We start from the raw sequence: 26,286 nt of genomic DNA, 5'->3' as shown, positions 1-26,286 counted from the left end.
CCTGAAAACGTTGCGTATCAGATCATTTCGCCAAAGCACTGAACCAAAAATGAACAGTTTGTTGGGCAGTTTGTCAGAAAGCGGTCAGAAGCGCACAAACCATGCGCTTGCCAGCTTTGCGGGCAAAAACTTAATGGGTCTTTTGCCGCTCCATTTCGCGCCACCCTATATCATTGCGGTAAAAGCCGCTGGGGAAATCGACCGACTCCACGGTTGCATATGCGGCGGTGCGTGCTGCGTTGATTGTGTCGCCCATTGCGGTGACGTTTAATACCCGCCCGCCATTGGCGACCAACTGGCCATCAACCATCTTGGTGCCCGCATGAAAAATGGTGACATTGTTGCGCTGTACGGCGGTTAGGCCGTTAATCGCACCGCCTTTTTCTGGCGTCGCGGGGTAGCCTTTGGCCGCCATCACGATTGTCAGCGCTGTTTGGTCAGCAAAAGCGGGTGCAGTTTGCGTTGCTAATTCGCCCTTTGCCGTGGCCAGAAGCAACGCCGCCAGATCATCCTGCAAACGCATCATCAGCACCTGACATTCCGGGTCACCAAAGCGGCAATTATATTCGATCAGCTTTGGCCCTTCTTCGGTCAGGATAAGCCCGGCATAAAGCACCCCGGAATAGGGCATATCGGCATTACGCATCGCCTTGACGGTGGGGTGAATGATCCGCTGCATCACTTGTTCTTGCAGTTCATCGGTTAAAACAGGGGCCGGGCTATAGGCGCCCATGCCTCCGGTATTGGGGCCGGTATCGCCATCGCCTACGCGCTTATGGTCCTGCGCACTGGCCAAAGGCACAACGCTGTGCCCATCTGTTAGCGCAAAGAAACTGACCTCTTCGCCGGTCATAAATTCCTCAATCACTACTTCTGCGCCGGCATCGCCAAATCCGCCAGCAAACATATGGGCTACGGCTTCGTCTGCTTCTTGCGCCGTTTGCGCGATAATAACGCCTTTACCAGCAGCCAGCCCATCGGCTTTGATAACCACAGGCAGATCAAATTCTGCCAATGCCGCGCGGGCCTCTGCCAGATTATAGGTGCGCACATAGGCTGCGGTGGGGATGTTGGCGCGTGTGCACATATCTTTGGTAAAGCCTTTAGAGCCTTCCAGCTGCGCCGCTTTGGCAGAGGGGCCAAAGACAGGAATGTCAGCCGCGGCCATGCTGTCGGCCAGTCCATCAACCAAGGGCGCTTCCGGCCCTATAACCACTAAGGCGATGTCATGCGCAGCGCAAAATGCTGTGACGGCGTCATGGTTGCTGATATCCAATGATACCGATTCGGCGATAGACGCCATGCCGGGATTGCCGGGTGCTGCGAAGATTTTTCCCACATCAGGGGATTGCGCCAATTTCCAGCAAAGGGCATGTTCGCGCCCGCCGCCACCGATTAAAAGGATATTCATGCCCGCTCCTGAAGATTTTGATGCCGCTTTGATAGCCAAGAGCGAGAGCGGCGACAACGCCCCGCCGCTATCTATCAGCGAAATTTCTTCGGCGTTGAAGCGCACGGTGGAAGATCGATTTGGACATGTCCGCCTGCGCGGAGAGATTTCCGGTTTTAAACGGGCCGCATCTGGCCATGTTTATATGGCGTTAAAGGACGAAAAGGCGGTAATTGACGGGGTTATCTGGCGCGGCAATGCCGGGCGCCTGCCTTTTGCGCCAGAGGATGGGCTGGATGTTATCGCCACGGGCAAGCTGACCACTTATCCCGGCCGGTCAAAATATCAGATTGTTATCGACCGTATGGAATTGGCGGGTGAAGGCGCGCTGATGCAGCTGTTTGAAAAGCTGAAGGCGCGGCTGGGTGAAGAAGGGCTGTTTGCATCAGAGCGAAAGCGGACCTTGCCCTATTTGCCGCGCACCATTGGCGTGGTGACATCGCCCACAGGTTCAGTGATTCGCGATATATTGCACCGCTTGGCCGATCGCTTCCCCAGCCATGTGCTGGTCTGGCCCGTTCTGGTTCAGGGTGAGGGGGCCGCAGCGCAGATTGCAAATGCGGTAAATGGCTTCTCCAACATGGCGGCGGGCGGCAATGTGCCCAAACCCGATTTGGTGATTGTCGCGCGTGGTGGCGGTTCGATTGAGGATCTGTGGAGTTTCAACGAAGAGATTGTGGTGCGCGCGATTGCCGATTGCACCATCCCCATCATTAGCGCGGTGGGGCATGAGACAGATACGACATTGGCCGATTATGCCGCTGACCGGCGTGCGCCGACGCCAACGGCTGCTGCTGAAATGGCGGTGCCAGTGCGGGCTGATCTGGCGGGGCATATTACCGAGTTGGGCCTGCGCGCACAAAGAGCGGAGCAGCGTGCTTTAGGATTGGCCAGCGAACGGCTGGAGCGCTGGGCGAGGCAATTGCCAAAGGCGGACAGTCTGTTTGCCCCAAGCATGCAGAAATTCGATGATGTTACCGAACGTATGTCACGCGCATTGGGTTATGTGCATGGGCGCGCAAAGGAACGCTTTGCCATGCAGGCTGGCCGGATGACTCCCGCTTTGCTGGAGCGGCGATGGAGCCAATCAGGGACAGCCCTGCAACAGACGCGCCTGACGCCAGCTTTTGTGAAGCGGCCCTTGGCTGATGCAGCAGATCGGCTGTCCGCGCTCGATCGCCTATTGAAACAAGTGCATCCTGATGCACCATTGTCGCGCGGTTATGCAAAGGTCACAGATAAGGAAGGTCAGGTCATCACGAGCAGCAAGGCCGCAACAGATGCGCGCAATTTGCAGCTGCATTTTGGTGATGGCAAGGTTGACGCCTTAACAGGCGGCGCACCAATATCACCCCAAAAGCCAGCCAAAGCCAAAAAACCTGCACCGCAAAAGCCTGTGGGGGAGCAGCCAAAACTGCTTTGAGATTGCAATATTCAGCAGCGCGTAAAGAACTTTGTGCTTTGCTGGTCAAAATGATAGGAGCCCCGGCATGTTGATGTCGAACAAGAATAAACAGGCAAGACTGCATTACGGCCCGGGCAGTTTTCGCATTTTGGCCTCGGGCGACCATGTGATGTGTGCTGTTAGCGGCGAGCGCATCATGCTGGAGGATTTGCGCTATTGGAGCGTGAGCCGTCAGGAAGCCTATGCAAGTGCTGAAATCTCGGTGCAGAAAGCACTGGCGGAGGGGCCATAATGATATCGCGTCTTATCATGGTCACTGCCTCGGCACTTGTCTTGATCGGCAGTGGCTATGCATTTGATAATGCAGCGGTTGATGATGTGGAAGGCGAAATGCTGGTTAAGGCAGCGACGGAATCATCTTTGGCTGCGCCCGCTGTGTCTGAAGTATATAATGACATTGCACCAGATGCCACTGCGACAGAGCAATTGTTATTAGCTGATACGGCGAGTCAGGGCGGAGTGCTGCTTGGCAAAGTTTCGCCCGATGCTGTGGCGATAGAGTTTGACGGCCAAGATATCGATATTGCCGATGATGGCAGCTTTCTGCTTGGCTTTAACCGCGATGCCGCGAATCAGGCTTTACTGCGCGTTACATTTTCCTCTGGCCGCGTTGAAAGCCGGACATTGATTGTGAATCCGCGCAAATGGAATATTGAGAGAGTAAATCTGCCGCGACGTAAGCGGACGGCCAGCGCGGCATTCCAGAAAAGACGTGCGCCGGAATTGGAACAGATTGTCGCTGCCCGTGCTTTCCAATCGGACAGTCAAGGGTGGCGACAGCAATTTATCTGGCCTGCCACGGGGCGGATATCAGGCCGCTTTGGCAATCAACGTATATATGCCGGTGTGCCGGGTGGCTATCATACAGGGGTCGATATCGCGCGCGCCAACGGCACGCCGATTGTTGCGCCGGCAGATGGCGTGGTAACCTTGGCAGCACGCAAACCGTTCAGCCTTGAAGGCCATTTGCTTATGCTGGACCATGGCATGGGCCTCAACAGCGCCTTTCTGCATTTGTCCAAAATCGCGGTAAATGCAGGTGATAGTGTCAAAAAAGGTCAGTATATCGGCAATATCGGATCAACCGGCAGCGCTACTGGCCCGCACTTACATTGGAGCATGAAATGGAACGCCGCACGGCTTGACCCAATGTTGTTAACGGGGCCAATGCCGCAATAAATAGTGGTGCGTCAAATGGCGTCGTTACATTGAGATGTGTTCATCTGATTCGTATTACTTTGACGGTTTTCTTCTGACCTTCCAATCTGGCTATGAAACTCCCTAACAAGCCTCGCTCTATCGTGACTTTCTGACCGGCTTTGGGTCTCCTGCGCAATGGCTTGGTATCAGTTTGTCGCCAACTTGCGCCACCTTCTACAACGAAAATCCACTTACCGCTGCGTGTTTGCGCCGCAGACGTAATGACTGTGTCTATCGATTTTACACCGACATCATCTGTATTGCCCAAAATAGGATTGTCTGAAAGGCTAAGGCCAAACACTTCTTTGCGTGCTTGATCTACCACTTCTTTTTCAGCGACAATGACATCACCCCGGCTAGTCGCTTCGTTAAGAACGGCTACCGTCCGGTCGAAACATTTTAAACGTTCATCGTCGTCTTGTATCTGCTGACAAACGGCAATATCTTCAAGCGCTTTCGGCGTTGGAATCTTTGATTGGCCGTAAAGGGGCGAAGCTGCGGCAATGCCAATATATGACGACAATGCGCATATTAGAAATATCGATTTTTGAGCACTATTTTTTATGTGAGGCATGTATAACCTTTTGTTTGATTCCTTGGCGTTCATATCAATTACACAAAGAACTTTAAAGCATCTCTCATATTCAACAGCATAACACTATGTCTTCAAAAATTACCCGAAAAATACCATATTTTGTTACAGCTCCATGCTTGTTGCCAAAATGTCGCAGGTGAGTGTCAAAGCGATACGCTAGGCTTAGCGGGGCTTTACAAGATCGTGCAACACCAATTATTCCGAACATATACATTCGGCGTGTTCCCCATTTGGCACGTTCAAATGGATAAATAGAAAAGGGAATTAATCCACATGAGAAAATCTAATCTTACACGCGCATTAAAATCAAGCGTTGCTCCCGCGATTATGGGTCTGGCATTGGTGGCTTCTCCGGCAATGGCGCAAGACGCTGATGCTGATGAACTCGCTGAAAACACAGAAGATGCCATTGTCGTCACAGGCACACGCGTAAACAACCCTAACCTTGAACAAACCAGCCCCGTTGGTGTTGTGACTGCAGATCAAATTGATCTCCGCCAAGCAAACACAGTCGAAGAATTTATTCGTGAAATTCCTGGCGTTGTTCCTAGTATTGGCGGTCAAGTTAATAACGGTAATGGTGGTTCTACCTTTATTAACCTTCGCGGCATTGGTGCTAACCGCAATATTACATTGTTGAATGGAACGCGTATCGTTCCAGCTGGATTAGGCGGCATCACTAACGTTGATGTTATCCCGGTGGCTTTGTTGGAGCGTGTTGATGTTCTAACGGGCGGTGCTGGTGCAACATATGGCGCAGATGCTATTGGCGGCGTCGTTAACTTTATCACAAAGCAAGATTTTTCTGGTCTTGATTTTACCGTGACACAAGGTCTGACCGAAGAAGGTGATGCATCGACATTCCGTGCTGACTTGACGCTTGGTGCAAATTTTGATGATGGCCGTGGTAATGCAGTTCTTAGCGTTGGTTACACAGACCGTGATGCAGTAACGCAGGGTGCTCGCCCATTTGGCGCTGTAAATATTGACTCTGAAGATGCCTCGGAAGGTGGTTCAGCCACATCAATTCCTACAGGCGTTTTCTTTGGCGGCTTATTCGGTCAGGTTGACCCTGATTTCAACGGTATCAGCGCTGGTATCGCAAGCCCATTCAACTTCAACCCTTTCAACCTTTTTCAACTTCCTCTTGAGCAGTTCCGCATCTATGGTTCTGCTAACTATGAAGTGACTGATGGAATAACAGCATATACCGAAGCGCTTTACACGCAGAGCACTACTGCGACCCAGATCGCGCCTTCTGGCTCTTTCTTTAACGCGGTTACGCTTCCATTGAATAACCCGTTCCTGAGCGATGGTCTGCGGAATGCTTTTTGTGGTTTGGCTAATATTGGACAGGCTGCGTGTGATGCTGCCGGTGCAACGCCTTTCGGCCCAACTCTTGCCGATGGTTCTGCTAACCCTGACTTCCTGACTATTAGTCCTCAATTGGGTCGCCGTTTTGTTGAGTTGGGAACACGTGACAATGTTAGCCAAACCGATCTGTTCCAGATCAAAGCCGGCTTGCGTGGCGGAATAACAGATAGTATTGATTTTGACGTGTTCGCTTCATACGGCGAAAGTCAGATTATCAGCACACAGTCTGGCAATGGTACACTGACCCGCCTTAACCAGTCACTCAACTCCGTTAGTGCGGATGCTTGTCTTGACCCATCAAATGGTTGTGTTCCTATCAACCTGTTCGGCCCTATTGGTTCTATCACTCCTGAAGTTGGCGCATTCCTTGATGTTGGTAACTCATCATCAGTTCAAACCAGCCTGGCTTCGATTATTGGCTTTGTGAGTGGCGACTTCGGTGTCTCTATTCCTAGTGCTGCCGAACCTATCAGTTTTGTTGTTGGTGGTGAATTCCGCGAATATACCGCTTTCACTGCATCTGATCTTTTGTCACAAACGCCGGGTGAAGTTCTGGGTAATGGTGCAGCGAACCCTAACCAAGGCGGTAGCTATGATGTTTACGAAGCTTTTGGTGAGCTTCAAGTTCCTCTGCTTAGCGATGTAGCTTTTGCTGAAGAAGTTGTCTTAGATCTGGCCGCTCGTGTATCTCGCTATTCCACAACAGGAACTGAGTTTACTTGGAAAGCTGGTGGCGCCTGGACTGTTGTCGATGGTTTCACAATCCGCGGTAACTATCAGCAAGTGACACGTGCTCCAAATATTGGTGAATTGTTTGCGCCAGTACAAATCGGTCTTGGCAATAACTCCAGCGACCCATGTCAAGGCGGTAATCCACTTACGGACCCTGCATTGGCTGCTATTTGTGACTCGCAAGTTGCTGCCGGCGGCGGTTTCCCGGGCTTTACTACTGCAGGTGTTTCGGTTCCTGCTGATATTGCTGGTCAGGTAAACATCACCTTTGGTGGTAACCCCAACTTGGCTGCAGAGGATGCTGATACTTGGACTGTAGGTGTTATCGTTCAGCCTGCTGTAGTGCCAGGCCTGTCTATCACTGTTGATTATTACAATATTGAAATCACAGGCGCGATTAGTGCGCCAAGTGAAGATGATATTATTGCTTCATGTTTCGGTCCTGGTGCTGGTGCTGCTGGTGCTCCTAACATTCCGGGCAGCGCTCTTGGTTCTGCTGCTTGTGCCTTGATTGCGCGTAACCCTGATACGGGTGCCGTGGCTGGGCCAGTGGTCAATACACCTGGTTTCATCACCGCAACGTCTAACTTGGGTGTGATCGCAACTGATGGTATCGATGCTGTGATTACATATAACACTGATCTGGACTTCGCTAATTTGAACCTTCAGGTCACTGGTAACTGGACAAATTCATCAACGTTCCAAGCCAACCCTGGTGCGATCAACCGTGAATGTGTTGGCTTCTTCAGCACAAACTGTAATCTCACTGGTTCCATCCAACCTGAGTTCAGCTTCTCATCACGTGCAACATTGCAGTTTGAATCTATCGATCTCTCACTGTTGTGGCGCTATATTGACGCTGTGCAATTGGAGCCATTGGTTGATGCAACCGGAACATTCCTTGGTTCGCCATCAGTTGATGCAATGGGTAATCCAGATGGTGGCATCGTAACAGCTGCTGATCCGAATTCACCATTTAGCGACTTCACACGTATTGGTGCTGAGCATTATTTCGATCTGACCATGCGTGCCCAAGTCACTGATAACTTCACAATTACAGCTGCTATCATCAACCTGCTTGATAACGATCCGACTGTTGTGGGTAGTGATATTGGTACGACCGCGTTTAACAGCGGCAACATTTTCCCATCAACTTATGATCCATTGGGACGTCGCTTCTCAATCACAGGTCGCGTGACCTTCTAAGTTTGATCGCGAAAACAATATTAAAGGGGTGTCATTTTGGCACCCCTTTTTTTTGCATGATTGCGGGAATATAATCTTGCCAACTAAATTTGTTGATTGAGTGAAATGCAAAGCAAAACATTTTCACTGTCGACACCATAAGCAATTTTATACTCAAAGAAATGGTGTGACAGCACGAGTGTGCGTGTTCTCATTAAAGCAACTTATCGGGTCTGGATTTAGACTGATAGAAATGTCGGCGGCTATCTTTAAAGCTGCATGGTCTGGATACATATCGCATATGCCGTAATGTTCCGTGGTCAGCATATGTTCATTCAATCACGAATGGCTATGCATAAATATCAAAAGCATAATATATAATATTGTCGCATTTTGATGATTATGCTTGATATGGCGCCATATGAAGCATGCACACCGAGAAATATGTGACAAAAAAACGACAACTTGCAAAAAAACTATAACCCCTGCTGGCATTCTCTTTACATGCAACAGCAACTTTTTATTCATGTAAGCTCATTTTTGGAATTCTATGGGTAGGATTCTTTCAGGTGTGGACCAGTCAGCTGGTCTTGGGATAAAATTAAGGGGAAGCATAATGCGTATGCGTTCGATATTACATTACGGAGCAGCACCCGCTGCTTTGGCATTTGCCTTGTTAGCAACGCCGGCTTTGGCACAAGAAGAGCCAGATCAAGAAGCTGCTGTTGATGTAGCGGATGAGGATGAGGAGATCATTCAGGTCACTGGTACACGTATTCAGTTGCCGAATTTACAGCCAACGGAACCTACAACCACCATCGATTCTGATTTTATCTCTAGTCGTAACTTTATTAATGTTGCTGATGCATTGAATGAACTGCCGTCTATTCGCGGCTCAGTCACACCAGATGGTGGTCAGGCAGGCTTTGGTCAGGGCGTTAACTTTGTTAACATCTTCGCGCTAGGCTCAAACCGTACTTTGACCCTGGTCAATGGTCGCCGCGTTGTATCTTCAAACGTTCCTAACCCGTTTAGTGCTGGTGCTCCAGGCATCCAGGTCGATTTGAATATCATTCCTACCGCTCTTATTAAGCGTGTTGACCAAGTTTCGACCGCTGGTGCACCAATTTATGGTTCTGATGCGATTGCTGGGACGGTAAACGTTATACTGGATGACCAATATGAAGGTTTGTCCTTGAATGCCACATCTGGAATTACAGAGCAGGGTGATAATTTTAACTACCGGTTAGAAGGCGTTTACGGGACCAGTTTTGCTGATGGCCGTGGCCACATTCAAATTTCGTCATTCTACACAGAGACTAACGGCGTTTTGCAAAATCAACGTCAATTCTTCCGCGACAATGTTGAATTTGAGCCTAATACAATCCCACAATTTCGTGTTGATCCATCACTTGGTCTTCAGACTCCCGGCCCAGACGGTGATACTGATGGTGTACCCGCTCAAGTTTTGTTCAACAGTACTAATTTGTTCATTTTGTCAAATGGTGGTGTTATCTCTGGCGGACCGTTAGGTATTTCAGCTGCTCCGGGTGCATTAAATGGTCTTAGTGGTGCCGGTGCATTTCAATTTGATCCAACCACGGGCAATCTTGTGCCTTTCAATGTGGGCGTGCGTCCATTACTAGATACAGGAGGAACTGCAGCAACTGGTATCCGAGCATTTGGCGGTGATGGTTTCCAATTCGTCGATTTTGGGCAGTTAACGTCTGATCTGCGTCGTTTTGGTGCTAATATATTTGCCAATTATGACATTACCGATAACATTAATGTCTTCACAGAATTGCAATATTATGATGCGCGTGCCGATGAATTGGTTCAGCAGCCGACATTTAACTCACCATTCTTTGGTGGCGCCAGCAGCGGTTTGACCTTTAGTTCAGACAACCCATTCCTGAATGACCAAGCGCGCGGCGTTCTTGCAGCAGCTGGCGTTGACACATTCACTGTATCGCGGGCCAATGTCGGCATTGCTGACTTGACCGGTTTTGCGGAAACGGAATTTTTGCGCGGTGTTCTTGGCACCCGTGGTAACTTTGAGTTGTTTAATAACGACTGGAATTTTGAAGCTGCGTTCACTTATGGTCAAAGCACCATTAGTGACTTTAGGCAGGATATTAACGCACAAAATTTCATCAATGCGACCAACGTTACCACAGACGCAGCGGGTAACATTGTTTGTGATCCGAATCCTGCTACGCCGGTACAGGCTGGCCAAAATCCGGTTGCCGACGCTAATTGTGTTCCCTTCAACTTCTTTGGTAATCTGAATACACCAGAAGCTATTGCTTATGTTGTTAATGACAATCTTAGCACTTCAGTGCTTGAGCAAATCGTCTTCAACGTTAACGTTGGTGGCACCTTGTTTGAATTTAATGGCAACCCAGTTGCTATCAATGTGGGTTATGAGCACCGTGATGAGCGTGGTGCGTTTAATCCATCAGAATTTACAGAGTTGGGTCTTGGACGCGCTGTTGCAATACCAGCAGTTCAAGGTGGGTTTAACCTTGATGAGGTATTTGGTGAATTAGTTTTCTCACCAATATCTCCTGATAATGAGAGCTTTATCTACAGCATCGATACATATGCGCGTGGCCGTTATGTTGATAATACTGTGAATGGTGGCTTCTTCTCATGGGCTCTAGGTGGTGCAATTTCACCAATTGAAGATATCACAATTCGCGGTAACTTCACGCGCTCTTTCCGCGCTCCTGCAATTTCCGAATTGTTTTCGCCGCAAGGTACCGCATTTGCAGCTATTCCTGACCTGTGTTTCGCAGCAGCTATTGATGGTGGCCCTAACCCAGAAGCGCGTCGCCGGAACTGTGAAGCGTTTTTGGCAGCATTCCCAAATATCAGTCGTCCACAATTGGCTTCTCAGGCCACTGTTCCAATCTTTAACGGCGGCAACCCTAATTTGCAGAATGAACAGGCTGATAGCTGGACAATCGGTGGTATCATTAGACCAAGATTTATTCCAAATCTGTCGATCACAGTTGATTATATCAATATTGAAATAAGCGATCCGATTGGCAATTTGGGTGCCGCTGCCATTAATGCAGCATGCTTTGACAATGATAATTTTGATGTCAATGATCCAGCTAATGGTAACCAATTCTGCTCGCTGATTGGCCGCGATGCCAATGGTGAGGTTCCCAACGATCCAGCAAATCCCGCCGTCACAACCGGACAAATCAATGGTAATGCCATTGAATTTGAAGGCATACAGGGTGAACTTAATTATCGTACTAGTCTTGACGGTCTTGGCCTACCGGGTAACTTGTCGTTGCGTGGTCTTTTGACCGTGACATTGCGCCGTCAGATTGACTTTACTGGGGTTGCGCCTGCACGTTCTGATGGTGAAGTTGGCGATCCACAGTTTGAAGGTCTCGCTACTCTTAACTACATCAACGACAATTACGGTTTCGGCACTACGATTGACTATGTTGGTGAACAGCTGATCTCACGCTTTAACCGGACACCGGATCAGCGCCAGTTCGACCAGATTGAAGATTATGTAACAGTTGACTTCAATACATTCTTCCGTACAGAAGATAACTTTACTTTTAACTTTACAGTGCGCAATTTGTTCGACAGACAATGCCAAGAATTGAATGGTTTTTGTATTCCGGCAAGTATTGATGACGTCTTCGGTCGTCGCTTCTCGGTTTCTGTAACCAAAGAATTCTAATAGTAATTTTATCTCAAATAGAAAAGGCCCCGATCTTCGGGGCCTTTTTATTGTGTGGTAGCTCGGTGCGCAACGCTGTGTGACTGTTTGTATCGCACAGCGTGCGATGTGTTTATGCCGATTTCAATAACCGCTCAGGAAACCTCTAGCTTTAATGCCCCGTCACCATCACTTGCGGTGACTGTTGAACCGTCGGGAACATCGCCGCGTAATATCATGTCGGCAAGTGGGTCCTGCAGATAGCGTTGCACGGCACGTTTTAGCGGCCGAGCACCATAAACCGGGTCATAGCCAACGCGCGCGAGCCAAGTTCGGGCACTATCATCGAGCGTGATCATAATCTTCCTGTCGAGCAGCAATTTGCGTACGCGCGCGACCTGAAGATCAACAATCGGCGCCATATGCTCAAGTGCTAGGCGATGGAAAAGAATAATCTCGTCCAATCTGTTAAGAAATTCAGGACGGAAATGCCCACGGACGACGTCCATGACTTGCGGTTCAACATCGGCGACCTTTTGATCATCTGTCATAGCGGCGAGATGATGCGCGCCAAGATTTGATGTCAAAATAATCAGCGTGTTGGAAAAATCGACTTTGCGGCCCTGTCCATCAGTCAAATGCCCGTCATCAAGCACTTGTAGCAGCACATTGAAAACATCCGAATGGGCTTTTTCAACCTCATCAAACAAGATGACCTGATAGGGCCTGCGGCGGACGGCCTCGGTCAATACGCCGCCCTCGTCATAACCTACATAGCCCGGAGGCGCGCCGATCAACCGGCTGACCGAATGTTTTTCCATAAATTCGGACATATCAATCCGCACCATGGCCTGATCATCATCGAACAAGAAGCCGGCCAATGCTTTGGTGAGTTCGGTTTTGCCGACGCCGGTAGGGCCGAGGAAGAGGAAACTGCCCAAAGGCCGGTTTGGGTCTTGCAGTCCAGCGCGTGAACGGCGTACCGCTTTGGACACAGCAACGATGGCATCTTTTTGTCCAATGACACGCTTGCCGATATTTTCTTCCATTGCGAGCAATTTCTCGCGCTCGCCTTCCATCATTTTATCTATCGGAATGCCCGTCCAACGCGAGACGACTGATGCAATATCTTCGTCTGTGACCTCTTCGCGCAACATGGCGCCTTCGGTCGCATCTGCAGCTTCAGCAAGTTTGCGTTCCAGTTCGGGAATACGTCCATAGGATAGCTCCCCTGCTTTTGCCAGATCGCCGGCTCTTTGCGCCTGTTCTAGTTCAATCCGCGCGGCATCAAGCTCTTCTTTCAGCTTGCCCTCTGCCTCAATCTTGTCACGCTCATTTTGCCAACGAGTTGTCAATTCGGTGGATTGCTGCTCCAGTTCGGACAGTTCTTTTTCAAGATTGACCAAACGATCTTGCGATGCGGAATCGCTCTCTTTTGACAAGGCAGCCTGTTCAATTTTTAGCTGAATAATCCGGCGATCAAGGATCTCGATTTCTTCCGGCTTTGACTCAACTTCCATGCGGATGCGGCTCGCGGCTTCGTCCATCAAATCAATGGCTTTGTCCGGTAGAAAGCGATCAGCGATATAGCGGTGCGACAAGGTGGCAGAGGCAACCAACGCGCCATCGGTAATGCGTACACCATGGTGCAGCTCATATTTTTCCTTAAGCCCGCGCAATATGGAGATTGTATCTTCAACATTGGGTTCATCGACAAAAACAGGTTGAAAACGCCGTTGTAGCGCAGCGTCCTTCTCAACATATTTTTGATATTCATCCAAGGTGGTCGCGCCAATACAGTGCAACTCACCGCGCGCCAAAGCAGGTTTCAGCAGATTGGAAGCATCCATAGAGCCTTCAGATGCGCCCGCGCCGATAAGAGTGTGCATCTCATCAATGAACAAAATCATTTCGCCATCGGCGCTGCGGACTTCGTCGAGTACAGATTTTAGGCGTTCTTCAAATTCACCGCGATATTTAGCGCCAGCAATTAACGAGCCCATATCAAGCGACATTAAACGGCGATCCTTAAGGCTATCTGGCACGTCACCATTGGCAATGCGTAGCGCCATGCCCTCAGCAATGGCCGTCTTACCAACGCCAGGTTCGCCAATTAGCACAGGGTTATTCTTACTGCGCCGCGCCAATATCTGGATTGTCCGGCGGATTTCCTCATCGCGGCCTATAACCGGATCAAGCTTGCCATCATGCGCAGCTTCGGTCAGGTCGCGGGCATATTTTTTCATCGCTTCATAATTATCTTCGGCACCGGCAGTTTGCGCCGTGCGACCGCCACGTAGATCATTAATTGCGCTATTGAGTGCTTCTGCCGTCAGATTGGCTTTGGCGAGCGCTTTGCCAACATCAGTGTTCTTTGCGATGACCGCAGCAAGCAAAAGCCGCTCAACAGTGACATAGCTATCACCGGCTTTTTCAGAAATCTGTTCGGCACTGTCCAATAAGCGGACAGTGTCATTGTCTAGTCCCGGCGTTTGTTGCGCGCCGCCGCCTGACACCTGTGGAACCTTTGCGAGAAGCGTATCTACTTCATTTTGGGCGGTTTGTGGCTGCCCACCGGCACGCGTGATCAAGCCGCTCGCCATGCCTTCACTATCTTCCAGCAACGCCTTGATAACATGCGCCTGCGATATGCGCTGATGGTTCATTCTTATGGCAATGGTCTGGGCGGACTGCAAAAAGCCCTTTGCCCGATCTGTAAATTTGTCGAGATTCATTGCGCGCTTATCCTCTTCTCATCACATCCTGTCATGCCCATGCTCGATATGGTGTTGTCATTTTATCACACAAGAGGGCTAGGACTAATCTCTCTACAAAACATTTCGATGTCGGTAATATTTCTGCGTACGTCGTTATGGCTTTGACAAATGTCAAAGTGGGCCTGCCACAGCTGCGTTATTGCCCCTGTATTGGAATTAAGGAGCAAGAGCATGTCTGTCTATCAACCCGCACACACATTTGAAAAAGCAAAAATCGTTGCCGCTACCAAGCGGACATCAATAGCGCCATCAGAGCAAGGTAGCGAGATGCGCAAACAGGCCATGCCAGACCGGCATTTTGATTTGCCGCCTGTCATTCATGGCGTCCTGTTTACAATCATCATGGCCTATTTAGGAATAATGGCGATGGCCACTGGTGAACGCGAAATGATTGTCCCATTCGGCATTTTTGCAGTTTTTGTTATCATGTTTTTTGCAGTCCCTGCATGTTGGTCCTTGATGCAGCCAGCAGCTGAAACCAAACAGCCACAATGGTCACATTTCATACGCAATGGACTTGAAATCGAGACGGGTCATCTGAGTGCGAGAGATGCACTGATCCAGATATTCACTCTGCCATTGATCATATTGGGCTGGGGCGTGAGCGTTGCCATTATCGTTTCGTGACGGCTTTCAAATTGTAATGCCTTTATTGCAGCAGATCCGTTAGAGCTTGCCAATCTAGTATATCGATATGCTGGACCCCGGTTCGGCGGATCAGTTGCATTTTCTCCAATTGGCCAATTTGACGGCTAACGGTTTCCATAGTTATGCCCAATAGGGCCGCCATCTCATCGCGGGTCATACACATATCAATATGATGATCTGGTTTGCATGGCGATGGCCCACTGGATTCTGCTAAAGTGAGCAACAATCCGGCCACTTTCTCTCTTGCCGTGCGGCGATTGACCAGACTTAAAAACTGTTGGTTATCCTCAACGCTTTGCAAAGTTCGCCGCAAAAGCCCTTGGGTCAGTTCCGCACTGTTATCCAGCATCCTCTCATAATCGCTGCGCGGGAAAAGGCAGATCTTCGCTGCATTGAGAGCGATAATATCATAGCGATGCAAAGGCGTGAACAATTCTCCGACAAAGCCAGCTGGGTGGATCAAGGTAATAATACGTTCTACGCCATTGCTGTCACAATCAACAATCTTTAGTAAACCTGAAATCAGCGTAGCGCATTGTGCATTATCGCCGTCAGCGTGAAATACTGTCTCACCTGGTTGATATGTTCGGCCGCGCCCCATTTCTTCCAGTTGAAGGCGTTGTTGATTATTCAAACGGGCACAGGCCGCGCTATCCTGTACGGGGCAGCTGTCACAGTGCAGTTTTTTGCTAGGCTCCAGATTATAACCAGTCATGGCTTGGACTTTAGGCTCTGCTTCTGGTCTTGCCAAACGCAAATTGCTGACCAGCGCCATATGTGCATGAGTAATAGATATAGTTTTTGCTTGCCGCTTGGTGGGCAGGCTATAATGTCCGCTCATGGCTTTGATTATAAAACGTTCGCTTGCAGGTCTTATTCTTTTACTGGTTTTGGTCGCCTTGTTTCTTGCCTTTTGGGAGCCGTGGTTTGCGCAACCTATCGCGGGCGCAGAGCCGGAAAAGCGCGATTATCAGGTTGAAATCTACCGCGATGAATTTGGCGTGCCGCATATCTTTGGCAAGACTGATGCGGATGTATCCTATGGTATAGCATGGGCGCATTCAGAGGATGATTTTTCAACCTTACAAGATGTGGCCGCGATGACACGTGGCCGTTTGGGGGCAATGACCGGTGCCGAAGGCGCACAGGTTGATTATGTTGCGCATCTGCTGAAAGTACGCAAAACGGTTGCTGATAAATATGATGAACTGCCAGTGGATGTGAAGGCATTATTGGATGGTTATGCAGCGGGTATAAACCGCTATGCGGAAACGCATGCTGATGAAGTGGTGCTTACGGGCCTCTTTCCTATCAATGGGCGTGACGTGGCTGCGGGCTTCGCCTTGCGGTCACCGTTTTTTTACGGGTTGAACCGGACATTGGAGCCTTTGGTGGCGGGCACCGAATTGCGCGCTGATGGCGGACCGGCTCTGAATATTCCGAAAGCACCAAGTGAAGAGACAGAGGCAGCTGAGACCAATGATAAACTGGCACAAGCAAAACCGGGATCAACGCCGCGAATGATGACCCCGCTTGGCCAATATCCAGAGCTTAACGGCTCGAATGCCTTTGCCATTACCCCTGAGCGCTCGAGCGACAATGTAACGCGGTTGGTATCCAATACGCACCAGCCTTGGGAAGGGCCGGTCGCATGGTATGAACTTGTGGTGCATAGCGAAGAGGGTTGGGATTTTGCTGGCGCAACTTTCCCAGGATCACCTTTCCCGTTTTTGGGGCATAACAAAAATCTGGGTTGGACCAATACTGTAAACCGCCCTGACTTGATCGACGTATATGAACTGGCGGTCAATGATAGCGGCACGCAATATAAGCTGGATGGCGAATGGCGGGATTTGGAAAGCAAAACTATATGGCTGCCGGTTAAATATGGTCCTTTTACGATACCTTATCCGCAAACTACCTATCGTTCAGCGCATGGCCCGGTTATCAAAAATGACAAAGGCTATTTCGCGGTGCGCTATGCCAGCATTGATGATTTGAGCATGCTCACCCAATATTACCGCCTGCAAAAAGCGCAAAATTTTGACGATTGGCAAGCGGCTATGGCGATACAGGGCGTGCCTTCAACCAATTTCATCTATGCGGATAAAGAGGGCAATATCGGTATGTTTTACAATGCCCGTTTCCCAGATAGAAAAGCGGGTGTTAATTGGCGCTCTATTGTGCCGGGTGACCGGTCTGATTTGATCTGGCAACAGCCGGTTAATTGGAATCAGGTGCCAAGGCTGGTCAATCCAGCGTCTGGCTATGTTATGAATGCCAATAACACGCCCTATACTATTGCAGGGCCAGGCGATGAATTGCAGCGTGAGGACTTTTCGCCACTGTTGGGTATTGAGGAAAATTGGACCAATCGCGGTGCACGTGCAATTGCTCTGTTTGAAGCGGAAGGCAAGATCGGCCGTGCAGAGCTTGAACGGATCAAATATGACACCGGATATGAGCAGGACAAATATCCCAAATTATGGATGGATGCGTTGCTGGCGGTTGATGTTGGCGACGATGTGGATTTGCAAACGGCGCAGGCGCTGTTGGCCGGTTGGGACTGGAACCTTGATGGCAAGGGCAGTGGCGATGCTCTGGCATTGATGCTGATGAATACAGGGCTGTTCAATGCGCCGCTCGGTCGCTCGCTTATTGATACGCTGGATGCGAAGGAAGAACTGCAAAAAACGGTCGATCATTTGAACACGTATTTCGGGTCAATTGATCCACCCATGAGCGATGTTTTGCGTCTGCGCCATGGTGATGTTGATCTGCCCTATATTGGCGGTAGTGATGCATTGCGCGCTGCAACGCGGTGGCGGGTTGAGGATGATGGCAGGTTGGCCATTGTCCATGGCGATAGCTTTTTGATGTTCGTTGAATGGGACGCACAGGGCAATGTCTCGTCACAATCTATTCGGCCCTTTGGCGCAGCAACCACACGCCCGGCAAGCCCGCATTATAATGATCAGGCGCCTTTATTTGTGCAGCGGAAACTAAAACCTGTTCTCTTTACACGCACCGCCTTGGAGGCGGCAGGTTTTAAGAGTTACCGCCCGCAATAGGTAAGCCGGCAAGACAGAAAGTTTCGCAGAGTCGGGCAATATTATCATTTTCTATTATATAGGCGTTTGCCAGTCGATGGGCGGCGTTTAAAGGCGATGAACGTCGTTGTGCATTGGCCTTTTGTCTGTATATTCCAAGGAACAATCACGCTTCTTTTGGAGGAATATACTCGTGAGCATTCGTTTCAAAAAATTCTGCGCAGCTATGCCGTTGGCGGCGTCTCTGGCTCTGGTCGCACCCATGGCAATGGCGCAAGACGCTGCGCCGGTCGCCGATCTGGTCGCAGCGGTTGATATACCGCATCAAAAATTCACACTGGATAATGGCCTAACGGTTATCGTTCATGAAGACCGTAAAGCACCCATTGTTGCTGTGTCTGTTTGGTATGATGTTGGCTCCAAGCATGAGCCAAAAGGCAAGACTGGTTATGCCCATTTGTTTGAGCATATCATGTTTAACGGCTCTGCTGCCGCTCCTGGCGACTATTTCAACTATACGTCGCGCATTGGTGCTACTGACCTGAATGGCACGACATGGTTGGACCGGACCAATTACTTCCAAACAGTCCCTAAGGCTGCTCTTGAAGCTGCTTTGTTCTTGGAAGCTGATCGTATGGGCAATTTGCTGCCTGCAATTGATCAGGATAAGCTGACCAACCAGATTGGCGTTGTGCAAAATGAGAAGCGACAGGGCGATAACCAGCCTTATGGTCTGGTAAGCTATCGTCAGACTGAATTGCTGTTCCCAGAAGGGCACCCTTATGCCCATGACACTATTGGTTCACTGGAAGATCTACAGGCGGCTAGCCTTGATGATATGCGCAATTGGTTCATTGACCATTATGGCCCCAATAATGCGATCTTGGTTTTGGCCGGTGATATCAATACTGCCGAGGCGCGTCCTTTGGTTGAGAAATATTTTGGTAGTATCGCGCGCGGCAAAGACGTTGCACCAGTCTCTGCGCCGATCCCTACGCTTGATGCTCCTGTCAAAGAAGTCATGTATGATAAGGTTCCCACTACACGGATTTACCGTAATTGGGTTGTCCCGGGTCTGACCGATCCTGATTATACGGCCGTACGTGCAGGCACCAGCATATTGGGCGGCCTTTCTAGCTCGCGGCTCGACAATGTGCTGGTTCGTGAAGAGCAGCTCGCCGTTGGTGTCTCCAGCTTCGTTCTGCCCTTTGTTTCTGGCAGTCTGCTGCAAATCTCGGTTGATGTGAAGCCCGGCGTAGATGTTGATCTTGTTGGTAAGCGTCTTGATGAGATTTTGGCTGATTTGCTTGAAAATGGGCCCAGCGCTGATGAAGTAAGCCGTGTTGCGACAAATGAGGCCGCAAATCGAATATCTGGTCTGGAGCAGGTTGGCGGTTTTGGTGGTAAAGCGGTGGCACTGGCATCTGGTGAACTGTTTGCTAATGACAGCAACTATTATAAAACTGAATTGCAGCGTCTGGCTGCGCTGACACCAGATACTATTCGCACTGCCATGAACAAATGGCTGTCGCGCCCAGTTGTGGAAATTCGTGTCGAACCAGGTGAGCGTGAAGCCTATAAAGAAGTTGCCGCTGCTGAGGAGCAGTCAAGCGATAAACAGGTTGATCCTGATTATTCCGCATTGCCAGAAATTGGTGAAGTGACAAATGTTGACTTTCCCGATGTTGAGACCGCAACCTTGTCTAACGGCATTAAAGTCTATTTCGCTGAGACCAATGCCGTGCCCACCGTGCGCGTTGCCGTCAATTTTGATATTGGTAGCGCAGCCGACCCAGCAGACAAAAGCGGACTGCATGGATTGGTCACGGCCATGCTTGATGAAGGCACCACGACCCGCACATCCATTCAAATTGCGGAAACAGAAGAAAGATTGGGCGCCAATGTTTCTGTAGGTGGCGGCCTTGATGACAGCACTGTTTCTGTTCGCGCAGTTACACCCAATTTGGGCCCCGCACTTGATCTGCTTGCTGATGTCATCAAAAATCCGGCTTTTGATTCTGGTGAATTGGAGCGGGTTCGTCAGCAACAGCTAACCCGTATCGCTGGCGAAAACCGTCAGCCTGTTGGGCTGGCGCTGCGTAACCTGCCGCCGCTCATCTATGGCGAAGAGCATCCTTATGGTAAGCCGCTGACTGGCACTGGCGATCCGGCTGTCGTGTCTTCGCTGACACGCGATGATCTACTGAACTTCCACAGTGCGTGGATGCGCCCTGAAAAGGCGGAAATCTTCGTGGTGGGTGATGTTAAGCTGGACAATGTGATTCCAATGCTAGAGCAGCGTTTTGGCGCATGGGCACCAGAAGGTGAAGCTGCACCAGATAAGAATCTTGATGCAAAGATTCCTGCACAAGAGGGCCGTATCATTGTCATCAATCAGCCCAATTCACCCCAGTCGCTCATTTTTGCAGGGCAGGTATTGAACGCTAAAGGCACTGATGATTTGTTCGCACTGCAAGCATCGAATGAAGCATTAGGCGGCGACTTTTTGTCTCGCATAAACTTTGATCTGCGTGAGACAAAAGGTTGGTCCTATGGTTCACGCACAATTTTGCAACGTCCTGATGACCGCGTGCCATTTATTGTCTTTGCACCAGTGCAAACGGATAAAACCGGTCCGTCGGTTGCTGCTATCGTAGATAATGTGAAAGATTTCATTGGCGATAAAGGGGTAACGCCTGAGGAATTGGAGCGTATTATCGACGGTAATATCCGCCAATTGCCTGGTAGCTATGAGCAATCTTCTGCAGTTCTTGGTCAACTAAGGGCGGATGTACGCTTTGGCCGTGATTTCGATTATGCTGAGAAGTTGGCTTCACGTTACAGGGGACTGGATGCTAAACAATTGGATGCAGCTATGCGCGAAGCTATCAATCCTGATGGCTTTACCTGGGTGATTGTCGGCGATGCTGCGAAAGTGGCGCCACAGCTTGAAGAACTGGGTATTCCTGTTGAGTATCGCGGCTACACACCTGAGGCTAAAGACAGTGAGAGCGCATCAGACTGACCGCTCTATCAGCAAGTCGTAACGTCACATATGAACCTGTTGCATATAGCATGTAACGGGTTCATATATTACAGGCATATCGCGAATTTTAGGAGAAAAATAATGTCAGTAGAAGGCGTTTATGATTGTGTGACCAAGTCACCAATGGGTGATCAAAAGTCGGTTTTGACGGTCAATGTTGATGGCGATAGCTGGAGTGGTTCAAACACTGGAGCTATGGGCTCACTGGATATTACCGACGGTAAAGTCGTTGGTGACAAGTTGATCTGGACCATGGATATGACTGTTCCCATGCCGATGAAGCTGGAATGCGAAGCCACTGTTGATGGTGACACATTGGAAGGCGAAGTCAGTGCTGGTGCATTTGGCAAAATGGCGATGACAGGCGTCCGTCAGGCCTAAACACCATATTTAACAAAAAACCGCGCAAAGGGTTGTCCTTTTGCGCGGCTTTTTTGTGTCTGCCATCATTATAAGGGGGCGGCATAATGCGTCTTACCGCCGCCCTGATAATCACATTCTATTCTACCGTTACGGTGACCGCGCGGCGGTTTTGCGCCCATGCTTGCTCATTAGAGCCAAGTGCATCGGGACGCTCTTTGCCATAGCTGACCACTTGTATCCGTGATGGTGCAATGCCCAACGCGACAAGGTAGTTTTTCGCGGAGTTGGCGCGGCGCTCACCCAGCGCAAGGTTATAATCACGCGTGCCGCGTTCATCGGCATGGCCTTCGACAATGATTCTCTTACTAGGATATTGCGATAACCAACGCGCTTGGCTCTGCAAAGTCTGCTGATCCTGAGTATCAATATTGAACCGGTCAGTATCAAAGAACACACGATCAGAACTGACAGTTGCCAGAAAATCAGCCTGACTGCCCGGTACAGATCCTGTTTCAACAGGGCGCGTTTGTGTAGTGGCTGTCGATGGGCCAGTATTGGTTGTTGGTGCTGGCGGCAATTCTGGTGGAGGCTTCTGGCCACATGCTGCGAGCGCAAGAACGGAAGCCGTCAATATTGCTGATCTCAGCAAAATATTTCTTGGGGATTTTGAAGCAGTCATTTTAAACTCCTGTAAGTGTGTTCATCAATTGCTTATTGGCCTTCATACCCCGCCGACTCACACCAATATGGCTCTCGGTCAGGATTATGTCTATGTCTTATGTTTAAGGCAATACCGGCCCCCAACTCGGGTCTGAACCATCAACCGGCGTCCGGAGCTGCCGTGCATTCTTACCGGTCAGATCAACTTGCCAGATGCTGGTTTTGCCAGAACCACGCGCAGTACGGAAAAACTGTATCAAACGGCCATTGGGCGCCCATGTTGGTGCCTCGTCCTGCCAGCTATTGGTGAGCAGCCGGATATTGCCGCCAGAAGGTGTCATGGTGCCGATCCGGAAATCACCAGAAACACGGGTAAAGGCTATCAGGTCACCGCGCGGGCTCCATTCGGGCGTGGCATAGCGACCACCGCCAAAGCTGATCCTTTTCTGATTGCTGCCATTGGCATTCATGACATAGATTTGTTGAGCGCCGGAGCGATCACTTTCAAATACAATCTTGCTGCCATCGGGTGAATAGCTGCCGCCCACATCGATGCCCGGCGCATTGGTCAAACGCTCTGGCTCGCCGCCACCCGCTGAAATGCGATAGATATCTGTGTTGCCAGAAACGGCCATGGAAAAGAGGATGAAACGCCCATCGGGCGACCAGCGCGGCGCGAATGTCGGGTTGCTGGTGCTGAAAACACGACGCTGTCTGCCGCTATCGACATCATAAATATAAATGCTGGGGCTGCCATTCAGGAAGCTGAGATAAACGATGGACTGGTAATCCGGAGAGAAGCGCGGTGTGAGCGCCGTTGCCTGACCATTGGTGATGAAGCGGTGATTGGCACCATCACTGTCCATAATCGCTAATCTTTTGGTGCGGCGGTCCTTGGGTCCGGTTTCAGCGATATAGGCAATACGGCTGTCAAAAAACGGGCTTTCACCGGTCAGACGGGAATAAACACTATCGGCACATTTATGCGCAGCACGGCGCCAATCTGCCGGTTCCACAACATAGCCTTGCCGCGCCAATTCAGTGCCCAGCACAACATCATAGAGATAACAGCCCACAGTGATGCGCCCATCAGGCATGGCGCGTACAAAGCCTTGTATCAGGGCTTCATTATTGCGGCCGCGCCAATAACTCAGGGCAGGGGTTGTGACTTCATCATAGCTTATGGCGCGCACAGCATTGCGACCCAAGGGACGAAACAAGCCACTGGAGCGCAAGTCAGCAACGATAACATCGCTTACCCGAGCGCCCAATTCATCAGTGCTGCCCGCTGGCGTCTGCGCGGATTGCGGGGTTGGCAGGCCGGGCACAGAGATGGTGATGATATTGTCGCTGCTATCATCTGTAACACTGCCGCGCAGAGGACCATCTTGCGCAGGTGCTTCGGCCTCGGTCTGGGATTGGGCAATGCCGGGCGCAAAGCCGAATGCCAGAGCGGCAACCATGATAGGAGAAATAAGGATAGAAAAACGCATCAGAGTTTCCTGTCAAAATCGTAACTGATATTATCCCAAGCGTCGTAATATTCGACCGGCAGGGAGCTAAAAGGTTGGGCATCCAGCACTGCGCGAATGGCCCGTTCGCAATGCAGGTCTTTTTGTGGTCTGTTGCTGGCATTAACACCATTTTGTTTTGTGCATCTCGGTTGGCCGACCACACGGCCATCTCTATCAAGGCGCCAATCAACGGTGGTGACCAAACGCTCTACATCTGCGCCCGTTGGTGCTCGCCATTTGGGCTTTAGCTTGCGTGTGATCTCGCGTTGCAGGGATGCTTGAACCTGCGGCCCCGCTCTGGCTGCTGGCGGCGTTTGGTCACGGCTAATCGATTCCTGATCCGAAACACCATCGAGGAAATTGTTGCCAAGGCGAGAACCTGTTCGGCGACGATCAGGGCGGCGACGGGCAGAACGATCGACCGGCACAGGCGGTTTCTTCGCGGCTGGTTTCGGCTTGGGCGTAACCTTGGCGGGCGCTGTTGCTTTTGGCGTACTGGTACGCGCTGGGGTAGGTTGCGGCACTGTTTCAGCCTCTTCCGGCGTGTCTTCCGGCTGCGTTAATTCCTCTGGCGGTGGCACAATCTCACCTATTTCGGGGGCGATACTGGTCGCCGGTTCGGCATCAGGTCGGGGCGATGTATCAGCCAAGGCTATATTGTCAGACAGTGTTACTGCTATCGGTTCGCTGCGTTCAAAACTGTCAGATGTGTTTAATATCGATAGCGACAGCACACCAAACAGCCCGACATGGCCGATAGTGGCGATACCCAATCCGATATATTCTGATCGCTTCATTGCCTGATTGTCTATCCTAGTCAGATGAACAGCAAATGACCGCTGTCTTTGCCGTCACTTAATTGCCCGGCGCATTTATACCAGCCATGGAAATATTATTCAGCCCTGCGCGGTTAAGTTCGCCCATCACCAGCAGCACAGTGCCATAATCAATGGCGCGATCACCACGCAGCACGATTTGCGGCGGTTTGTCACTTTCACCGCTAGAGCCTGCCCTGATCTGCGTTAGCAATGCAGGCAGTTCGGCGGGCGATACGGGATTGTCATCAACATAAATGGCGCCATCACTTGCAATGCTGATCTGTACAGGGTCACGTTCTTGCTCAATCGGGTTGGCCCGTGTTTCAGGCAATTCAATCGGTACACCCGCAACCAGCAAAGGCGCGGTAATCATGAAGATGATGAGCAGCACCAGCATCACATCGACAAAGGGCGTGACATTAATCTCTGCCATGGGCGCACGGTTTCTGCCCCCCCGTCCGCGCGAGCGGCCACCACCAGTGTTAAGAGACGCACCCATATTATGCGCCCTTTTCCAGCTCACGGCTCAGCGTTGCATGAAACCCATCGGCAAAGCGGTATAGCCGTGCCTCCAGCATGTTAATGCGGTGGGAGAAACGGTTATAAGCAATAACAGCAGGGATAGCAGCGAACAGGCCAATGGCCGTAGCAAATAAGGCTTCAGCGATGCCTGGAGCAACCACCGCCAAAGAGCTGTTCTGTTCCGCCGCAATGGCGGAGAAGCTGCGCATAATGCCCCAAACGGTGCCGAACAACCCAACAAAAGGCGCGACGCTGCCAACGGTTGCCAAAAAGTTCAGTCGCTCGGACAATCGGTCAATCTCTTCACCAATGGCCGCGCTCATGGCTGTGGCAAGGCGCTGGCGCGTGCCTTCATTATCCTGTGTTTTGGTAACAGTGGATCGCCGCCACTCCTGCACGCCGGAGGCCAATACCCGCGCACTGGGGACATCCTCCTTGCCGCGTGTTTTGTAAAAAGCGTCAATATCTTCAGTCTTCCAGAAATCGCGTTCATAGGTGCGACTTTGTTTGCCCGCTTTGCCGATTGATCGAGCCGAGCCGAAAATGATGCTCCACGTCCAAATGCTGGCCAATGCCAAGCCGACCATCACGATTTTGACGACAATATCCGCTTCAAGAAATAATTTGAGCGGGGACAGGGTAATGGCGTCTGTAGACAGGCCCAATTGTTCGATCATAAAAATTCTTCATCCTTGTTCAAAACCGACCTGAATGCTTCTACCCATTGGGCGGGCTGGCGTACGGGCCGACCTTTCGGGTTTAAAAACGCTGCTTTCACATCTGCGGTAAAAACCAATTCATCCCCGCGCATTACCCGTTGCTGAATTTCGCAACCCGCTGCCCGCACCCGGGTAACGGTGCTGATAATCAGCAAAGCATCATCAAATCTGGCTGGCATATGATATTTGCAATCTATGGCGCCAATAGCATAAGCGCCAATGCCATTTTCAAAGGCTGCTCTTTGATCAATGCCGACCCTGCTTAACATGTCGGTACGTGCTCGCTCACAATAGCGCAGATAATTGGCGTGATATACTATGCCGGAAAAATCCGTGTCCTCATAATAAACCCGCACCGCAAAATAATGCAGCGTATCAATATATTGCCCGGCAAAAGGGGTGATATCGACAGGGGAGGAAGCGATTGTCATTATCTTATAATTAGGCAGTTTTTCAGTGCAATGGAAGTCGCAAAAGCCA

General features: G+C 50.4%; 19 protein-coding genes. 9 read left to right on the top strand and 10 right to left on the bottom strand.

The annotated features are described in order from the left end of the window. Positions 1-130: 130 nt before the first annotated feature. Positions 131-1,411 (bottom strand): phosphoribosylamine--glycine ligase, encoded by a 1,281-nt coding sequence (gene purD / locus ACR9YC_RS12130; RefSeq protein ID WP_438728008.1) that lies wholly within the window; start codon positions 1,409-1,411, stop codon positions 131-133. Between purD and xseA the strand changes: the two genes are divergently transcribed. The 3 genes from xseA to ACR9YC_RS12115 all read left to right on the top strand — a co-directional run bounded on the left by xseA (position 1,410) and on the right by ACR9YC_RS12115 (position 4,094). Beyond that, positions 1,410-2,873, top strand: a complete 1,464-nt coding sequence (gene xseA, locus ACR9YC_RS12125; protein WP_438728006.1) for an exodeoxyribonuclease VII large subunit — start codon at positions 1,410-1,412, stop codon at positions 2,871-2,873. The two genes, purD and xseA, sit on opposite strands and share 2 nt — an antisense overlap. 67 nt (positions 2,874-2,940) lie before the next feature. Next, a complete protein-coding gene (locus tag ACR9YC_RS12120) occupies positions 2,941-3,147 on the top strand; it encodes a DUF2093 domain-containing protein (RefSeq protein WP_438728004.1) in 207 nt (68 codons plus the stop codon). Continuing rightward, positions 3,147-4,094, top strand: a complete 948-nt coding sequence (locus tag ACR9YC_RS12115) for a M23 family metallopeptidase (protein ID WP_438728002.1) — start codon at positions 3,147-3,149, stop codon at positions 4,092-4,094. The genes ACR9YC_RS12120 and ACR9YC_RS12115 overlap by 1 nt, the downstream gene beginning before the upstream one ends. Positions 4,095-4,134: 40 nt before the next feature. Here ACR9YC_RS12115 and ACR9YC_RS12110 read toward each other — a convergent pair whose 3' ends face one another. Next, complete coding sequence (locus ACR9YC_RS12110; RefSeq protein ID WP_438728000.1) at positions 4,135-4,722, bottom strand: hypothetical protein; 588 nt, start codon at positions 4,720-4,722, stop codon at positions 4,135-4,137. A gap of 261 nt (positions 4,723-4,983) precedes the next feature. On the opposite strand from ACR9YC_RS12110, the gene ACR9YC_RS12105 reads away from it, so the two are divergent. Both ACR9YC_RS12105 and ACR9YC_RS12100 read left to right on the top strand, forming a co-directional pair. Beyond that, entirely contained in the window at positions 4,984-8,022 is a 3,039-nt protein-coding gene (locus ACR9YC_RS12105) for a TonB-dependent receptor domain-containing protein (RefSeq protein WP_438727998.1), read from the top strand. A 529-nt stretch (positions 8,023-8,551) separates the two neighbouring features. Next, positions 8,552-11,710 (top strand): TonB-dependent receptor domain-containing protein, encoded by a 3,159-nt coding sequence (locus ACR9YC_RS12100; RefSeq protein ID WP_438727996.1) that lies wholly within the window; start codon positions 8,552-8,554, stop codon positions 11,708-11,710. Positions 11,711-11,844: 134 nt separating this feature from the next. Here the strand turns inward: ACR9YC_RS12100 and clpB are convergent, their stop codons facing one another. Next, positions 11,845-14,424 carry an ATP-dependent chaperone ClpB gene (clpB, locus tag ACR9YC_RS12095; protein WP_438727995.1) on the bottom strand — a complete coding sequence of 860 codons (2,580 nt, stop codon included), beginning with the start codon at positions 14,422-14,424 and terminating at the stop codon, positions 11,845-11,847. 213 nt (positions 14,425-14,637) lie between these two features. On the opposite strand from clpB, the gene ACR9YC_RS12090 reads away from it, so the two are divergent. After that, positions 14,638-15,093, top strand: coding sequence for a hypothetical protein (locus tag ACR9YC_RS12090; RefSeq protein WP_438727993.1), 456 nt, complete (start codon positions 14,638-14,640; stop codon positions 15,091-15,093). 22 nt (positions 15,094-15,115) lie between these two features. On the opposite strand, the gene ACR9YC_RS12085 is transcribed toward ACR9YC_RS12090, so the two are convergent. After that, the gene (locus tag ACR9YC_RS12085) at positions 15,116-15,955 is read right to left on the bottom strand and encodes a Crp/Fnr family transcriptional regulator (RefSeq protein WP_438727991.1); all 840 of its coding nucleotides are present in this window, start codon (positions 15,953-15,955) and stop codon (positions 15,116-15,118) included. Between ACR9YC_RS12085 and ACR9YC_RS12080 the strand changes: the two genes are divergently transcribed. From ACR9YC_RS12080 to ACR9YC_RS12070, 3 genes are all read left to right on the top strand, one after another. After that, a complete protein-coding gene (locus ACR9YC_RS12080) occupies positions 15,954-18,185 on the top strand; it encodes an acylase (RefSeq protein WP_438727989.1) in 2,232 nt (743 codons plus the stop codon). The genes ACR9YC_RS12085 and ACR9YC_RS12080 overlap by 2 nt on opposite strands. 172 nt (positions 18,186-18,357) lie before the next feature. After that, positions 18,358-21,189, top strand: coding sequence for a M16 family metallopeptidase (locus ACR9YC_RS12075; protein WP_438727987.1), 2,832 nt, complete (start codon positions 18,358-18,360; stop codon positions 21,187-21,189). A gap of 102 nt (positions 21,190-21,291) precedes the next feature. Beyond that, complete coding sequence (locus tag ACR9YC_RS12070; protein ID WP_438727985.1) at positions 21,292-21,591, top strand: hypothetical protein; 300 nt, start codon at positions 21,292-21,294, stop codon at positions 21,589-21,591. 118 nt (positions 21,592-21,709) lie between these two features. On the opposite strand, the gene pal is transcribed toward ACR9YC_RS12070, so the two are convergent. From pal to ACR9YC_RS12040, 6 genes are all read right to left on the bottom strand, one after another. Continuing rightward, positions 21,710-22,252 carry a peptidoglycan-associated lipoprotein Pal gene (pal, locus tag ACR9YC_RS12065; RefSeq protein WP_438727983.1) on the bottom strand — a complete coding sequence of 181 codons (543 nt, stop codon included), beginning with the start codon at positions 22,250-22,252 and terminating at the stop codon, positions 21,710-21,712. 103 nt (positions 22,253-22,355) lie between these two features. Continuing rightward, positions 22,356-23,726: a Tol-Pal system beta propeller repeat protein TolB gene (gene tolB, locus ACR9YC_RS12060; protein ID WP_438727981.1), complete on the bottom strand. Its 1,371-nt coding sequence runs from the start codon at positions 23,724-23,726 to the stop codon at positions 22,356-22,358. Continuing rightward, positions 23,726-24,544: a hypothetical protein gene (locus ACR9YC_RS12055; RefSeq protein WP_438727979.1), complete on the bottom strand. Its 819-nt coding sequence runs from the start codon at positions 24,542-24,544 to the stop codon at positions 23,726-23,728. The genes tolB and ACR9YC_RS12055 overlap by 1 nt, the downstream gene beginning before the upstream one ends. Before the next feature lie 58 nt (positions 24,545-24,602). Further along, the gene (locus tag ACR9YC_RS12050) at positions 24,603-25,064 is read right to left on the bottom strand and encodes an ExbD/TolR family protein (protein WP_438727977.1); all 462 of its coding nucleotides are present in this window, start codon (positions 25,062-25,064) and stop codon (positions 24,603-24,605) included. Position 25,065: 1 nt separating this feature from the next. Next, positions 25,066-25,764, bottom strand: a complete 699-nt coding sequence (gene tolQ, locus ACR9YC_RS12045) for a protein TolQ (RefSeq protein ID WP_438727975.1) — start codon at positions 25,762-25,764, stop codon at positions 25,066-25,068. After that, the gene (locus ACR9YC_RS12040; protein WP_438727973.1) at positions 25,761-26,237 is read right to left on the bottom strand and encodes a YbgC/FadM family acyl-CoA thioesterase; all 477 of its coding nucleotides are present in this window, start codon (positions 26,235-26,237) and stop codon (positions 25,761-25,763) included. Before ACR9YC_RS12040 ends, tolQ begins: the two co-directional genes overlap by 4 nt. Between the last annotated feature and the right edge of the window lie 49 nt (positions 26,238-26,286).

Origin of the sequence: Parasphingorhabdus sp. DH2-15 (assembly GCF_051668705.1) — a bacterium.
In the GTDB taxonomy this organism is placed as follows: Bacteria; Pseudomonadota; Alphaproteobacteria; order Sphingomonadales; family Sphingomonadaceae; genus Alterisphingorhabdus.
Note: the sequence above shows the minus strand (reverse complement) of the source record. Positions and strands in the feature narration are given on the sequence as shown.

Excerpts from the sequence above, each read along its gene's own strand:
- purD (WP_438728008.1), bottom strand. The coding sequence starts at position 1,411 with ATGAATATCCTTTTAATCGGTGGCGGCGGGCGCGAACATGCCCTTTGC.
- clpB (WP_438727995.1), bottom strand. The coding sequence starts at position 14,424 with ATGAATCTCGACAAATTTACAGATCGGGCAAAGGGCTTTTTGCAGTCC.
- xseA (WP_438728006.1), top strand. The coding sequence starts at position 1,410 with ATGCCCGCTCCTGAAGATTTTGATGCCGCTTTGATAGCCAAGAGCGAG.
- ACR9YC_RS12050 (WP_438727977.1), bottom strand. The coding sequence starts at position 25,064 with ATGGGTGCGTCTCTTAACACTGGTGGTGGCCGCTCGCGCGGACGGGGG.
- pal (WP_438727983.1), bottom strand. The coding sequence starts at position 22,252 with ATGACTGCTTCAAAATCCCCAAGAAATATTTTGCTGAGATCAGCAATA.
- ACR9YC_RS12080 (WP_438727989.1), top strand. The coding sequence starts at position 15,954 with ATGGCTTTGATTATAAAACGTTCGCTTGCAGGTCTTATTCTTTTACTG.
- ACR9YC_RS12055 (WP_438727979.1), bottom strand. The coding sequence starts at position 24,544 with ATGAAGCGATCAGAATATATCGGATTGGGTATCGCCACTATCGGCCAT.
- ACR9YC_RS12100 (WP_438727996.1), top strand. The coding sequence starts at position 8,552 with ATGGGTAGGATTCTTTCAGGTGTGGACCAGTCAGCTGGTCTTGGGATA.
- ACR9YC_RS12040 (WP_438727973.1), bottom strand. The coding sequence starts at position 26,237 with ATGACAATCGCTTCCTCCCCTGTCGATATCACCCCTTTTGCCGGGCAA.
- ACR9YC_RS12120 (WP_438728004.1), top strand. The coding sequence starts at position 2,941 with ATGTTGATGTCGAACAAGAATAAACAGGCAAGACTGCATTACGGCCCG.
- ACR9YC_RS12090 (WP_438727993.1), top strand. The coding sequence starts at position 14,638 with ATGTCTGTCTATCAACCCGCACACACATTTGAAAAAGCAAAAATCGTT.
- ACR9YC_RS12110 (WP_438728000.1), bottom strand. The coding sequence starts at position 4,722 with ATGAACGCCAAGGAATCAAACAAAAGGTTATACATGCCTCACATAAAA.
- ACR9YC_RS12115 (WP_438728002.1), top strand. The coding sequence starts at position 3,147 with ATGATATCGCGTCTTATCATGGTCACTGCCTCGGCACTTGTCTTGATC.
- ACR9YC_RS12105 (WP_438727998.1), top strand. The coding sequence starts at position 4,984 with ATGAGAAAATCTAATCTTACACGCGCATTAAAATCAAGCGTTGCTCCC.
- ACR9YC_RS12070 (WP_438727985.1), top strand. The coding sequence starts at position 21,292 with ATGTCAGTAGAAGGCGTTTATGATTGTGTGACCAAGTCACCAATGGGT.
- tolB (WP_438727981.1), bottom strand. The coding sequence starts at position 23,726 with ATGCGTTTTTCTATCCTTATTTCTCCTATCATGGTTGCCGCTCTGGCA.
- ACR9YC_RS12085 (WP_438727991.1), bottom strand. The coding sequence starts at position 15,955 with ATGAGCGGACATTATAGCCTGCCCACCAAGCGGCAAGCAAAAACTATA.
- tolQ (WP_438727975.1), bottom strand. The coding sequence starts at position 25,764 with ATGATCGAACAATTGGGCCTGTCTACAGACGCCATTACCCTGTCCCCG.